Raw genomic sequence first — 13,224 nt, forward strand, 5'->3', positions numbered from 1 at the left:
TTCGGCGCCGAGCTCGACAAGGGCGTCGTCCGCGACCCGGCCACCGGCGACCTCCAGGTCGTCGCCGTCACCGAGGACAACCAGTCACGGATCCTCGTCCACGACGCCCACGCGGCCACCCCCACGACCGCCTTCGCGATCTCACGGCTCGCGGACCCGGACACCCTCCACCAGACGCCCATCGGGGTGTTCCGGTCGGTGGACCGCCCGGTCTACGACACGCTGATGGCCGATCAGCTCGACACGGCCGTGGAGCAGCACGGCAAGGGCGACCTGAGCCGGCTCCTCACCGGCAACGACACGTGGACGGTGGCGGGGTAGTACCCCGTACGCACGCCCTCGGGGCCCGGTCCGTACCTCCGTACGGGCCGGGCCCCGTCACATCCACCGGCACGTCCGCCGCACGCCCGTCGGGCACACCCACCGGCACCGCCCGCCGTCCCACCCGCGGACGCCTCCCCTCTCAGGTCCCCGCGACCGCCGCCTTGTCGAACTCCCCCAGGTAGCGCGGCACTCCGCCCTTCACCTGCCACAGGAAGAGCCCGACGAGACTCGCGGCGACGCTCTCCCTGCCGGCGGACGAGTACGTCTTGACGAGCCCTCGGTACGGCGTCGTCCGCAGGTCGTTCGACACCCCGGACGCCTCCGCCTCGGAGTGGTTCCGGACGGCCGTCCCCAGCGCCTGGGCGGCCCAGTTGACCACGTCGTACGCCTCCGTCGCGTACGGCTCGACGGGGGTCGCACGGGCCAGCCCCCAGCGCGAGCGGTACGCGGCGGTGAACTCCTTCGCCGCCGGGATTCCGTCGGCGTCGGCGAAGCCCGTGCCGATGAACCAGCCCTCGGCCGCCGGCCCCGCGAGCGTCAGGAACTCCGGCCGGAGCACGTGCTCGACGCTCCCGCGGTGGCCCTCGTACCCCTGCTCGCGCAGCGCCTTGGCGCAGAGCGCGGCGCGGCGCGGGGAGGTGCCCAGGTACATCACGCCCTGCGGGTCGGCCGCGAGGGCCGCCCGGACGGCGGACGCGAAGTCCTCGCTGTCCTGCTCGACGGGGTACGAGGTCGCCACCCCGCCCTGGGCCATCGACGGCGGGGTGGACTTCATGCTCCTGGCCGCGAACCAGGTGTACCGGCCGCCGGCCCGGTCCTCGACGAGGGCGGTCCGGACGCACCCGTGCTCGGAGAGGTAGCGCGCGAAGGGCACGATCATCGTGTCGGGGGCGGCACGGGGCTCGAAGTAAGTGCGCTTGAGGGTCTGGCCCTTGACCGTGGTGCCGGTCGGCACCGAGGCGACGACGCTCACCAGGGGGACGGAGCGGTCGAGGAGTTCGGTCACGGCGGAGAGGACGCTCGGGACGGTCGTCGGGCCGAGGACGGCGATCAGGTTCTCGTCCTTGAGCAGGGTGCGGGCCCCCGCCTTGGCGCCTTCCGCGTCCCCTCGGTCGTCCACGGTGCGCAGGACCAGGTCGAAGGCGCGGTCCCGGCGGGCGTTGAAGCGCTCCACGGCCACCCGGGCGCCGCGCTCCTGTGCCCGGCCGGCCGGTGCGGTGGGGCCGCTCAGGTCGGTGAGCACGCCGATCGTATAGGCGGGGAGCGGCCCGCCGGTGCCCTTGCCGAGGTCCGTACCGGTCTTCGCCGGGGGGCGGGTCAGCAGCCAGGCGGTCAGGCCTCCCGCGCCGACGACGGCCGCCGCGCCGCCCGCCAGGAGACCGCGCCGCGACACGCCCTTCGGGGGGTCCGCGGGCACGAACATCGTGGGCTCGGGGACCGGGAGGTCCAGGACCCGCGAGGAGCGCTGCGCGATCAGCGCGGGCAGGCCGGGCGGCAGCCAGTCCCCCGCCGGCCCTGCCGCCTCCCCCAGCGCGGCGCCGGCGTCGGCCGCCGTGGGACGGTCCGCCGGGTCCTTCGCCAGACAGGCGGTGACCAGGGGCAGCAGCGCGGGGGGTACGCCGGTGAGCTCGGGTTCCTCGTGGACGGTGCGGTAGACGACGGACGCCACCCCGCCCGTACCGAAGGGGCGCTCCCCCGTCAGGGCGTACGCGAGGACGCAGCCGAGGGAGAAGACGTCGCTGGCCGGGCCGACCTCGCCGGCCCCGGCTGCCCTGGCCTGCTCGGGGGCGAGGAAGCCGGGGGTGCCGATCATCGCGTCCGTGGCGGTCAGCGCGGTCGCCCCGGCGGAGCGCGCGATGCCGAAGTCGATGAGGCGCGGCCCGTCGAGGGCGAGGAGGACGTTGCCCGGTTTGACGTCCCGGTGGACGAGCCCGGCCCCGTGCATATCGGCGAGCGCGGACGCGAGACGGGCGCCGAGGGCGCGGACGGTCGCCTCGGGCAGGGCGCCGTGCAGGCCGACGGCCTCGGCGAGGGAGGGGCCGGGCACGTACTCGGTCGCGAGCCACGGCTCCCTCGCCTCCGGGTCCGAACCGAGGACCCGGACGACCCAGCGGCCGGTGATCCGCTCGGCGGCCCGGGCCTCGCGCCGGAACCGCTCCCGGAAGCCGGGGTCGGCGGCGTGCTCGGCCCGGATGAGCTTGAGCGCGGCGAGCGCCCCGCCGCCGGAGCGGGCGAGGTAGACGACGCCCATGCCACCGGCGCCGAGGCGGCCGAGGAGCCGGTGGCCCGCGATCGAGGAGGGGTCGCCCCTGCGCAGTGGATCCACGGTCAGGCCTTCTGCTTCGCCTTGTTCGCGGGGGCGACGGGCGCGGGACCGATCACCTTGTAGGCGCCGTTCTGCACGGCGTGCACGAACGTGCCGCCGTTGGTGAGGTCGCCGGCCTCGTCGAAGGTGTAACCACCCATGACACCCGTGTACTTGCCCTTGCGCAGCGCGGCCCAGAGCCCCTTGCGGGTGGGGCCCCCGGACTTCGCCCTGCGCGCGAGTTCCGCCATGGCCATGGTGACGACGTCGTACGACTCTCCCGAGTAGTACGCGGGGGCCGCACCGAACCGCTTCCGGTGGGCGGCGACGAAGCCGGCGGCCTCCTTGCGGGTGACGGCGTCCAGCACGGGCGCGCCGAGGAACCAGCCCTCGGCATCGGCGCCGGCCTCCTTCAGGAACGCCTGCCCGAAGACGTGCTGGCCGGCGAACCGGGGCCCGGTGAAACGGAGTTCGTTGAGGGCCCGGGCGGCGAGGACGGCGGTCTGCCGGACTCCGCAGTGGACGTACGCGTCCATGCCGGCGTCGATCATCTCGCCGAGGATCGAGCGGTAGTCCCGCGCGCTCGCCGGGACCACCCGGAAGTGGGGCGTGAGGCCCGCTTGGCCGAAGGCGAACTGGGCGCCCCGGACGAGCAGCCAGCTGTACTGGTCGTCGGTGCGCTCCTGGAGGACGCCCGGTCGGCGGATCCCCGACAGGAGCGTGACGGCGTAGGCGAGGTGCATCCCCGCGAAGGGGTGGTGCGGGATCGCGCGGAGCACCGTGGCGTTGGGCGCGCTCTCCTTGTCCCGGACGGTGAGCAGGTTGTACCCGGCGGAGACCGTGATCAGCGGGAGGCCGGCCTCCTCGAAGGCGGAGAGCACGGTCTGGGCGACGCCGTCGGAGGTGGGACCGAGGACGGCGAGGACGCCCGGGTCGGTGGTGAGCCGGCGGGCCGTCGCGAGGGCGGTGGCGCGGTCCCCGCGGTCGTCGGCGACCTTGAGTTCGAGCGTGAAGGGCTTGTCCTTGCGGGCGTTGAACCGCTCGACGGCGAGGCGCGCGCCGCGCTCCTGGGCAAGCCCGATCTCCTTGGCGGGTCCCGAGAGGTCGGCGAGGACGCCGATCTTCCAGGTGGTGCGGGGCGGGACGGGCTTGTTGCCGAGCTTCCCGTCGTCGCCGTCGTCCCCGAACCCCGCCCAGGCGGCGACACCGCCGCCCACGGCGAGCGCGGCGACGCCGGAGGCGAGCAGCAGGAAGCTCCGCCGGCCGGGCTTCGCCGGTCCCTCCGGTGTGGTGCCGGCCGTCGTGGCGTCGATCTCGGGCAGGGCGAGCATCCGGGCCGAGCGCTCGGCGATGGTCCGGACGACCGGGGCGGGCAGCCAGTCGGCGCCGCCGGACGGGGCGTCCTCGACGAGCCCGGCGGCGACGTCCTCGGCGGTGGGCCGGGCGGCCGGGTCCTTGGCGAGGCAGGCGCGCAGCAGGGCGAGGAGGCCGTCCGGTACGCCGCCGAGGTCGGGTTCGTCGTGGACGGTGCGGTACATCAGGGCGTCCACGGCGCCGGTGCCGAAGGGCGGGCGGCCGGTCGCCGCGTAGGCGAGGAGGCAGCCGAGGGCGAAGACGTCGGCGGCCGGGCCGATGGCGTCGGTGCGGGCCTCGGCCTGCTCCGGGGCGAGGAAGCCGGGGGTGCCGACGACCATGTCGGTCGCGGTGAGGGCGGTCTCTCCGGTGGCGCGGGCGATGCCGAAGTCGATGAGCCGGGGGCCGTCGACGGCGAGGAGGACGTTCCCGGGCTTGACGTCCCGGTGGACGAGCCCCGCCGCGTGCACGGCGGCGAGCGCGCGGGCGACGGCCCCGCCGAGGACGCGGACGCTCCGCTCCGGCAGCGCGCCGTGTGCGACGACGGCCTCACCGAGGGAGGGGCCGGGGACGAAGGCGGTCGCCATCCACGGCTCGGGCGCGTCCGGGTCGGCGCCGGTGACGGGGACGGCCCACGGGCTGACGACCCGGCGGGCGGCCTCGACCTCGCGGCGGAAGCGGGCCCGGAAGTCGGGCTGGTCGGCCTGGTCGGCGTGGGTGACCTTGACGGCGGCGAGCTCGCCGTTCCCCGTACGGCCCAGATAGACGACGCCCATGCCGCCGGCGCCGAGCCGCCCGAGGAGCCGGTAGCCGGCGAGGGCGGACGGGTCGGAGGGGAGGAGCGGCTGGAGAGCACCGGGCTCGGGGCGGGGCGGGCGCGGGGGCCCTGCCGGGGCCGGGGACGCGGGTGCTGCCGGGGCCTCGGCCCGGGGCTCGGGGGCGGGCTGGGCGCCGGCCGGGGGCGCGGCGTCGACCGCGGGTGCGGTTTCGGTCGCGGGTGCGGTTTCGGTCGCGGGTGCGGTTTCGGTCGCGGGTGCGGTTTCGGTCGCGGGCTGCTGCGGCTCGGGCCGGGGCGCGGGCTGCCGGGGATCGGGCCGGGACGGCGGCTCGTCGAGCCGGGGAGCGGGCTGCCGGGGATCGGGCAGCCGGCGCCCGGACTGCTGGGGCCCGGACGGCTGCTCCGACTGCCGGGGCCCGGAAGGCTGTTCGGGCTGCTCGGGCTGCTGCTCGGGCTCGGACTGCCGCTCGGGCTGCTGCTCGGGCTCGGACTGCCGCTCGGGCTGCTGCTCGGGCTCGGGCTGCTGCTCGGACTGCCGCTCGGGCTGCTGCTCGGGCTCGGGAGGCGTGGGGCTCATGACTGGACCTCCAGCTCGTCCTTGGCGCGTTCGATCATCGTGACGAGGGCCTGGACCTGGCCGGTGACGGTGCCGACCGTGGTGCTGGTCTCCTCCTCGCTGTAGCCGGGGGCGCCCTTGACGACGGTGGCGACGGTGACCTGGCCGATCCGGGACTGGTACCAGCCGTAGAACTGGTCGCCCTTCACGCCGTCGGCGAGGTAGAGCCCGCGCTCTCCCAGGGAGTCGGTGGCGGTGAAGTTCCCGCCGACGCCGAAGGGGTTGCCGAGGGAGATCAGCTGCGAGATGCGCTCTCCGTCGCGGAGTTTCTGGTCGGGGCAGCGCAGCGCCTCCTCCAGGGTCCCGGCCATCTCCCAGTCGGCGTCGCTCTCGCTGCGGTGCACGGTGACGGTGGCGGCGACCCGGAGGGTCCCGCGGGCGCCTTCGGCGGGGATCTCGCTGTAGGCGGTGACGCTGTAGAGGACGGTGGAGGGCCGGACGCCCGTCCCCCAGGCGCAGTCCTTGCCGAGGACGGGCCAGTAGGTCGGGCCGCTGAGGTGCGGGGTGCGCTTCACGTAGTCCGGGCCCCAGGCGTCGGGCCCGGCGACGACGGCGAGGGCGATCCGCCGGGCGTCGGCCTCGTTCCTGGGCGCGCGCTTCGGGTCGGGGACGAAGTCGAGGGCGGTCGGCGTGGGGGCGGCGGTCGGGGCGGCCGTGGTGGGGGCGGCCGACGCGCTCGTGCTCCCCTTGCCCTTCCCGCCGTCGGGTCTCTTCCCCTCGTCGCCGCCGTCGGAACAGCCGGTCGCGACCAGCCCGCCCAGCAGTAAGCCACAGCAGGCACGCAGCAGTCTTCGGTCCCCGTACGCCACAGTTCCCCCACGGTCCTTCACGGTTCCCCCGAACAGTGAGCAGATCGTACGACCCGTGGAGGCAACTCACCCCGGTTACAACATCATTGAGACGAATCCGTGGCGCTCTCGCGACGGGCCTCGTCGTATCGCGCGCGGGCCGCCTCGACCTCGGGCACCCGCTGGTCGGTCCAGCTCGCGAGCTCCCGGATCCGGCCGGCCGCCTCCTCGCCCAGGGGGGTCAGGCTGTAGTCGACGCGGGGTGGGATGACGGGCTTGGCGTCGCGGTGGACGAAGCCGTCGCGCTCCAGGGTCTGGAGCGTCTGCGTGAGCATCTTCTCGCTGACGCGGCCGACCCGGCGGCGCAGCTCGCTGAAGCGGTACGGGCGCTCCTGCAGCGCGATGAGGATCAGCACGCCCCAGCGGCTGGTGACGTGCTCCAGGACGAGCCGGGCCGGGCACATGGCGCCGCCGACGTCCGCCAGCAGGCTCTTCGGTTCCTCACTTACTCCCATACCAGTACCTTACTTCAAAGTGGGTACTTACGAATAGATAGTGCCGGTCGTACGGTGAGTACCGGTGAGCACGCCGGCCACGGCGCCGCCCACCGCACCACCCACCACGGCACAGCAACCGCACCACCACCGCACCACCACGGGAGAAGGAAGCACCATGAGCATCGTCGTCACCGGAGCCACCGGACAGCTCGGCCGACTCGTCATCGACACCCTCCTCGCCACCGTCCCGGCCGCGTCCGTCGCCGCCGTCGTCCGGGACAAGGAGAAGGCCGCCGACCTCGCGGAGCTCGGCGTGGAGCTGCGGATCGCGGACTACGACCGTCCGGAGACCCTCGCGGAGGCCTTCGAGGCCGGCGACCGGGTGCTCCTCGTCTCGGGCAGCGAGGTCGGGCGGCGCGTCCCCCAGCACGCCGCCGTGCTCGGCGCGGCGAAGGCGGCGGGCGTCGCCCAGCTCGCGTACACGAGCATCCTCGGCGGCCCGGAGGCCGACTTCGACCTGGCCGTCGAGCACCAGGAGACCGAGCGGCTGATCCTCGACTCCGGAGTGCCGTACACCTTCCTCCGCAACGGCTGGTACAGCGAGAACTACACCGCGAACCTCGCCCCCGTCCTGGCCCACGGCGCCGTCGTCTCCAACGCCGGCGAGGGCCGGATCGCCTCCGCCACCCGCGCCGACTTCGCCGCCGCCGCGGCCGCCGTCCTGACCGGCCCGGCCGAGGAGCACCTGAACCGGGCGTACGAGCTGAGCGGCGACACCGCCTGGTCGCTCACCGAGTACGCGGCCGAGGTCGCCGCCCAGTCCGGCCGGGACGTCGCGTACAGCAACGTCCCCGCCGAGACGCACCTCGCGATCCTCACCGGCGCCGGGGTCCCGGAGCCCTTCGCCGCGATCCTGGTCGACGTCGACCGGGCCGTCGAGCGCGGCGCGCTGGCCCTGCGGACCGGCGACCTGGCCCGGCTGATCGGCCGCCCGACCACCCCGATCGCCGTGACGATCGGGAAAGCGCTGAACGCCTCCTGAACCGAGCCGCCGAAATGTCATGACCGTATGGCGATACGGGCATGACAACCGCCCCGTGCGGCGCTACCTTCGACAGGACAGCGCGGCGCGGGGCAGGGCAGGGCAGGAGGTCCGGTGGAGACGAAGACGGAGAACGAGGGACGAGCAGGACTGCTCTACGGGATCGGCGCCTACGGCATGTGGGGACTGGTCCCGCTCTTCTGGCCGCTCCTCAAGCCCGCCGGAGCCGTCGAGATCCTCGCCCACCGGATGGTCTGGTCGCTCGTCTTCGTCGGCATCGCGCTGCTCGCGCTCCGCCGCTGGGGCTGGATACCGGAGCTCGTGCGCCACCCGCGCAAGCTCGCGCTGATCACCGTCGCCGCCGCCGTCATCAGCGTGAACTGGGGCCTCTACATCTGGTCGGTCAACACCGGCCGGGTCGTCGAGGCCTCCCTCGGCTACTTCATCAACCCGCTCGTCACCATCGCGCTCGGCGTCCTCGTCCTCAAGGAGCGGCTGCGCCCGGTCCAGTGGGCGGCGGTGGGCGTCGGCTTCGCGGCCGTCCTGGTCCTCGCGATCGGCTACGGACAGCCGCCGTGGATCTCGCTCACCCTCGCGTCCTCCTTCGCGGTCTACGGCCTCGTGAAGAAGAAGCTCAACCTCGGCGGCCTGGAGTCGCTCGCCGCCGAGACCGCCGTCCAGTTCCTGCCGGCCCTCGGCTACCTGGTCTGGCTCGGCACCCAGGGCGGCCTGGCCTTCGGCTCCGACGGCGCCGGCCACGCGGCCCTGCTCGTCTCCACCGGCATCGTCACGGCGGTACCGCTGGTCTGCTTCGGGGCGGCCGCCATCCGTGTGCCGCTGTCGACGCTCGGACTGCTCCAGTACCTGGCGCCGACCTTCCAGTTCCTGCTCGGGGTCCTCTACTTCCACGAGGCGATGCCGCCGGAGCGGTGGGCCGGCTTCTCGCTCGTCTGGCTCGCGCTGACGCTCCTCACCTGGGACGCACTGCGCACGGCCCGCCGCAGCCGGGCCGCGATGGCCGCCGCGGCGGCGGAGGCGGTGGCCACGGTCGAGGCCGCCGCGGCCGAGAAGGTCCACCAGGGGCGCTGACCCCTCACCCGCCGCTCACGCGTCCAGCAGGTCGTGCTCCCGGATCAGCCAGCAGACCGCCGTCAGCCGCAGGGTCACGAAGTCGTGTCCCGCGGGCTCGGCCCACTCGGCCTCGGTGAGCCCGTGGGTGAAGCCGCGCACGTAGTCGGCGAGCTCCTCCCGCCGTACGGTCCGGCCCTCCGGCCCCCGCTGGGCCGGGACGAGCGCGTCGCACACCGCGGCGGCGTGCTGGTCCACGGCGGCCGCGAGACCCGGCTCGGAGGTGACCTCCGCGAGCCGCGGGAGGTACGCGACGGCGAGGTCGGTCAACGGGCAGCGGGGCGAATCGCTCATCACTCCACATTAGGCGTGGGCCAGGAGGTTCCGGGCGTGACGTTGGTCGCAGCCCGGAGGGCCGTTCGACATGGCCGGTTACCGCCCATGAGGTCGGTTCTCTCTTGTAACCGACAGGACCCTGCGCCAGGATCAGCGGCATGGATGACAGCGCCATCAAGGCACCGAGCCACTGCGCGGCGAGCTACGGGAGCGACGGGGACCCCGACCCCTTCCAGTGGGACACCCGCGAGGACTGCGAGGTCCGCCAGATCCTCGACCGCGTCGCCGACAAGTGGTCCCTCCTCGTCATCGCCCTCCTCGACCGCCGCGTCCTGCGCTTCACCGAGCTCAAGCGCGAGATCGACGGCGTCAGCCAGCGCATGCTGACCGTGACGCTGCGGCAGCTGGAGCGTGACGGCCTGGTGAAGCGCACCGTCCATCCGGTGGTCCCGCCCCGCGTCGAGTACGAGCTCACGCCCCTGGGCGGCACCCTGCACACGACGATCCGATCCCTCGTGACCTGGACCGAGCAGCACCAGAACGAGATCGCGGCGGCGCGCGAGGAGTACGACGCGAAGGAGTCGGCCCTCGTCTGAGGGTGGCGCCTTCACCGGGCTCCGGAGAGCCGGAGTCCCGGGGAAATCCGGTGGCCCGGCCCACGGGGCGTCGCCCACCCTGAGGTCCATGGAAGAACCGAAGTACCGGATCCGGGCGCTCCACACCCCGGACACCGTCACCGTCTACCAGGCCTACCGGCCGGAGATCGGCCTGCCCGCCGCCCGTGACGGTCGATTCCCGGCCACCTGGAAGCGTGACCGGATGACGTGGATCAAGCCCTCGTTCCTCTGGATGATGTACCGCTGCGGCTGGGCCGCGAAGGAGGGCCAGGAGACGGTCCTCGCCGTGGAGATCACCCGCGAGGGCTTCGAGTGGGCCCTGCGGAACGCCTGCCTCTCGCACTACGCGCGCGGCTTCCACCCCGACCAGGCCTCCTGGAAGCGGCAGTTGAAGCAGGCCCCGGCCCGCGTCCAGTGGGACCCTGAGCGCGATCTGCACCTGCGGCCACTCCCGTACCGCTCGCTCCAGCTCGGTCTGTCGGGCGAGGCTTCCCGCCGGTACGCGGACGAGTGGACGGTCTCCGTCACCGACGTGACCCCGCTCGCCCACGACGTCCACGCGCTGGTCCGCGCGGACGACCCGGCCTCCGCCGCCCGGCTGCTGCCCCGGGAGGAGCCGTACCCGGCACCCGCCGGACTGTTGGACCACCTCCGCGCCGAGAATGCGGCGATCGGCCCGGTTCTCCCCGTATAACCGGTTCCATGAAGCCCATCCACTGGAAGCTTGTCCTCGACGCCGCCGACCCGCACGCGCAGGCCGCCTTCTGGGCCGCCGCCCTCGGCTATGTCGAGGAGGACCACGACGCCCTCATCCGCCGCCTCCTCGACGCCGGCGCCGCCCCGGCCGAGGCGACCGTCACCGTCCACGAGGGCACGGACCGGGAGCGCCTCGGCTGGCGCGACCTGGCCGCCGTCCGCCACCCGGGCGACGCCCACGATGCGGCGACGGGCGGCGGGCTCGGCCGGCGCCTCCTCATCCAGCGCGTCCCGGAGCCCAAGACCGCCAAGAACCGGCTCCACCTCGACCTCCACCCGGACCCGGGCACCCGCGAGGCCGAGGTCGCCCGCCTGGAGGAACTCGGCGCGAAGGTCCTGCGCCGGGTGGACGAGCCCTCCGGGTCCTGGACGGTCATGACCGACCCGGAGGGCAACGAGTTCTGCGTGCAGTAGGCACGCGGCAGGCCGGCCGAACGGCTCTGCCGAAGCCGGCCGGTCAGAGCCGACCGGACCGAGCCGACCCGTCAGAACCGACCAGGCCGAGCCGACCCGTCAGACCCGACCAGGCCGAGCCGACCCGTCAGACCCGACCAGGCCGAGCCGACCCGTCAGACCCGACCAGGCCGAGCCGACCCGTCAGACCCGACCAGGCCGAGCCGACCCGTCAGGGCCTGTGCACCTCGAACTGGAAGCAGCCGTACTCCACCGCCCTGACGTGCACCAGCACGACCGCCGGGTCGGCGAAGGCCTCCGCGAAGGCCCGGTCGAAGCCTTCGCCGGGGGCCTCCGGCAGCTCCAGGAGCCGCCCGCCCGCGATCCGGCCCTCCGCGTCGTACCGCCGGACGGTCCGCAGCGCCCCGGCCCGCTCGAAGGGGTACGTCTCCGAGGGCCCCGGGCCCCCGCACTCCTCGGCGTGCACGAAGACGGGGCCCTGCTCGTCGTACGCCCCCGGCTCGGCCCCCGTCTCGGCCGCCCAGCGTCGCAGCGGCGCGTACGACACGAGCGCGATCCGCTCCCCCGCGACGGCGGGCCGCAGACAGCACCGCAGGGGACCGCCGCCCTCCTCGGCGACGAACGGCACACAGGCACGCCCCGCGTCGTCGGTGACGCGCAGCCGGGCGAGGACGGTGGACGGGATGGCACGGGCGGTGTAGGTGGTCATGGAGCCAGGGTCACGCGGAGCGGCCGCCGCCCGCTGGCGGAATTCGGACGGGGAGCTCGGCACGGGGTCCCCGTGCGGGGCCTGCGCGGGGGAGCCACCGGCGACGGGGGCGCCCTCGTCCGCTGAGCGAACGCACCTGACCGGTTTCCGCTCTTGACGCGAAGTCAAACTCTCACTGAACATTCAGCACGCACAGCAGAACAACTGAACACCGCACATGCACTCGCACAGCTCCAGCGCCTCGTGGCACCCAAGCCCGAGGCGTCTCGCACGTTCCGTCCCATCCCCGTTCGGAATCCGGAGCCCCCACATGAACATCTCCGTGCCCAGACGCGTCACCGCGGTCGCCGCTCTCGCGGCCCTCGCCCTCGCCGGTCTCACCGGCACCGCCGGCGCCGACGCGCGCGCGGCAGCCGCCGCGCCCGACATCCCGCTGGCCAACGTCAAGCAGCACCTGACGGACCTCCAGGCGATCGCCAACGCCAACGGCGGCAACCGCGCCCACGGCCGTACCGGCTACAAGGCGTCCATCGACTTCGTGAAGGCCAAGCTCGACGCGGCCGGATTCACCACGACCGTCCAGCAGTTCACGACCAGCGGCGCCACCGGCTACAACCTCATCGCCGACTGGCCGGGCGGCGACCCGAACCAGATCGTGATGGCCGGCGCCCACCTCGACTCGGTCTCCTCCGGCGCCGGCATCAACGACAACGGCTCCGGCTCCGCCGCCATCCTGGAGACCGCCCTCGCGGTCGCCCGCTCCGGCTACCAGCCCACCAAGCACCTGCGCTTCGGCTGGTGGGGCGCGGAGGAGCTCGGCCTCGTCGGCTCGAAGTACTACGTCAGCCAGCTGCCCACGGCCGAGCGCGCCAAGCTCTCCGGCTACCTGAACTTCGACATGATCGGCTCGCCGAACCCGGGCTACTTCGTCTACGACGACGACCCGGTCATCGAGCAGACCTTCAAGGAGTACTTCGCCGGTCTCGGCGTCCCCACCGAGATCGAGACCGAGGGCGACGGCCGCTCGGACCACGCCTCGTTCAAGAACGTCGGCATACCCGTCGGCGGCCTCTTCACGGGCGCGAGCCGGGTCAAGTCCAGTGCCCAGGTGTCGAAGTGGGGCGGTACGGCCACGGCCTTCGACCGCTGCTACCACTCGTCCTGCGACAACACGTCGAACATCAACGACACCGCCCTCGACCGCAACAGCGACGCGGCCGCCTACGCGGTCTGGAAGCTGTCGGGCTCCACGACCACGCCGCCCACCGGCACGGTCTTCGAGAACAGCGCCGACGTCTCGGTCCCGGACAACGGCGCCGCGGTGACCTCGACGGTCAACGTCACGGGCATCACGGGCAACGCCCCGAGCAACCTCGCCGTCGGTGTGGACATCGTCCACACCTATCGCGGTGACCTCGTGGTCGACCTCGTCGCCCCCGACGGCTCGGTCTACAGCCTGTCCAACCGGTCGGGCGGCAGCGCCGACAACATCGTCCAGACCTTCACCGTGAACGCCTCCTCGGAGGTCGCCAACGGCGCCTGGAAGCTCCGCGTCCAGGACAAGGCCTCGGTCGACACCGGCTACATCAACAACTTCAAGCTGACCTTCCCGTAAGCCCGA

At 73.7% G+C, this 13,224-nt stretch carries 12 protein-coding genes and 1 pseudogene; 7 read left to right on the forward strand and 6 right to left on the reverse strand.

Annotation, left to right across the window (positions count from 1 at the left end; translation table 11 throughout):
* Positions 1–321 (forward strand): annotated as a pseudogene (locus tag IE124_RS08450) (2-oxoacid:ferredoxin oxidoreductase subunit beta); the annotation flags it as partial.
* A 142-nt stretch (positions 322–463) separates the two neighbouring features.
* Here IE124_RS08450 and IE124_RS08455 read toward each other — a convergent pair.
* From IE124_RS08455 to IE124_RS08470, 4 genes are all read right to left on the reverse strand, one after another.
* Positions 464–2,650, reverse strand: a complete 2,187-nt coding sequence (locus IE124_RS08455) for a bifunctional serine/threonine-protein kinase/ABC transporter substrate-binding protein (protein WP_189506452.1) — start codon at positions 2,648–2,650, stop codon at positions 464–466.
* A gap of 2 nt (positions 2,651–2,652) precedes the next feature.
* Positions 2,653–5,337 carry a bifunctional serine/threonine-protein kinase/ABC transporter substrate-binding protein gene (locus IE124_RS08460; RefSeq protein WP_189506454.1) on the reverse strand — a complete coding sequence of 895 codons (2,685 nt, stop codon included), beginning with the start codon at positions 5,335–5,337 and terminating at the stop codon, positions 2,653–2,655.
* The gene (locus IE124_RS08465; RefSeq protein ID WP_189506456.1) at positions 5,334–6,185 is read right to left on the reverse strand and encodes a hypothetical protein; all 852 of its coding nucleotides are present in this window, start codon (positions 6,183–6,185) and stop codon (positions 5,334–5,336) included. Before IE124_RS08465 ends, IE124_RS08460 begins: the two co-directional genes overlap by 4 nt.
* An 83-nt stretch (positions 6,186–6,268) precedes the next feature.
* Positions 6,269–6,679, reverse strand: coding sequence for a winged helix-turn-helix transcriptional regulator (locus IE124_RS08470; protein ID WP_189506458.1), 411 nt, complete (start codon positions 6,677–6,679; stop codon positions 6,269–6,271).
* Positions 6,680–6,836: 157 nt separating this feature from the next.
* On the opposite strand from IE124_RS08470, the gene IE124_RS08475 reads away from it, so the two are divergent.
* Complete coding sequence (locus tag IE124_RS08475; protein WP_189506460.1) at positions 6,837–7,703, forward strand: NAD(P)H-binding protein; 867 nt, start codon at positions 6,837–6,839, stop codon at positions 7,701–7,703.
* 177 nt (positions 7,704–7,880) lie between these two features.
* Complete coding sequence (rarD, locus tag IE124_RS08480; protein ID WP_229832331.1) at positions 7,881–8,792, forward strand: EamA family transporter RarD; 912 nt, start codon at positions 7,881–7,883, stop codon at positions 8,790–8,792.
* 15 nt (positions 8,793–8,807) lie between these two features.
* Here the strand turns inward: rarD and IE124_RS08485 are convergent, their stop codons facing one another.
* Positions 8,808–9,125, reverse strand: a complete 318-nt coding sequence (locus IE124_RS08485; protein WP_189506464.1) for a DUF6401 family natural product biosynthesis protein — start codon at positions 9,123–9,125, stop codon at positions 8,808–8,810.
* Positions 9,126–9,265: 140 nt separating this feature from the next.
* On the opposite strand from IE124_RS08485, the gene IE124_RS08490 reads away from it, so the two are divergent.
* From IE124_RS08490 to IE124_RS08500, 3 genes are all read left to right on the forward strand, one after another.
* Entirely contained in the window at positions 9,266–9,703 is a 438-nt protein-coding gene (locus IE124_RS08490; RefSeq protein WP_150267198.1) for a winged helix-turn-helix transcriptional regulator, read from the forward strand.
* An 88-nt stretch (positions 9,704–9,791) separates the two neighbouring features.
* Positions 9,792–10,418, forward strand: coding sequence for a DUF4291 domain-containing protein (locus IE124_RS08495; RefSeq protein WP_189506466.1), 627 nt, complete (start codon positions 9,792–9,794; stop codon positions 10,416–10,418).
* Between the two features lie 8 nt (positions 10,419–10,426).
* Entirely contained in the window at positions 10,427–10,894 is a 468-nt protein-coding gene (locus IE124_RS08500; protein ID WP_189506468.1) for a VOC family protein, read from the forward strand.
* A 211-nt stretch (positions 10,895–11,105) separates the two neighbouring features.
* On the opposite strand, the gene IE124_RS08505 is transcribed toward IE124_RS08500, so the two are convergent.
* Positions 11,106–11,603: a DUF1203 domain-containing protein gene (locus tag IE124_RS08505; RefSeq protein ID WP_189506470.1), complete on the reverse strand. Its 498-nt coding sequence runs from the start codon at positions 11,601–11,603 to the stop codon at positions 11,106–11,108.
* Between the two features lie 310 nt (positions 11,604–11,913).
* Between IE124_RS08505 and IE124_RS08510 the strand changes: the two genes are divergently transcribed.
* Complete coding sequence (locus tag IE124_RS08510; protein ID WP_189506473.1) at positions 11,914–13,218, forward strand: M28 family metallopeptidase; 1,305 nt, start codon at positions 11,914–11,916, stop codon at positions 13,216–13,218.
* Positions 13,219–13,224: the final 6 nt, after the last annotated feature.

This window comes from Streptomyces narbonensis, from assembly GCF_014649015.1.
GTDB lineage: Bacteria > Actinomycetota > Actinomycetes > Streptomycetales > Streptomycetaceae > Streptomyces > Streptomyces narbonensis.